Source organism: Bradyrhizobium sp. KZN70725, from assembly GCF_055264925.1.
On sequence record NZ_JBUYWT010000245.1, the window covers coordinates 1 to 216 of the forward strand.

At 62.0% G+C, this 216-nt stretch carries 1 protein-coding gene; it reads left to right on the top strand.

Annotated features, from left to right (window positions below):
• A partial coding sequence (locus ACZBJS_RS42915) for an IS66 family transposase (RefSeq protein WP_463440383.1) occupies positions 1–216 on the top strand: 216 nt, incomplete at both ends.

The following is a 216-nucleotide window of genomic DNA, read 5'->3' on the forward strand; positions in this document are numbered from 1 at the left end:
AGGTCAAGAAGGCCGAACGGGTCTTTGCCGACGAAACCACTTTGCCGACGCTCGCTCCGGGCTTCGGATCGACAAAGACGGCCTACTTATGGGCCTATGCCCGGGATGACCGAACCTTTGGCCGCAGCGGTCCCCCGATGGTGGCTTATCGCTTCGAAGACAGCCGCTCCGGCGAATGCGCGGTCCGCCATCTCAATGGTTATCGCGGCATCCTGC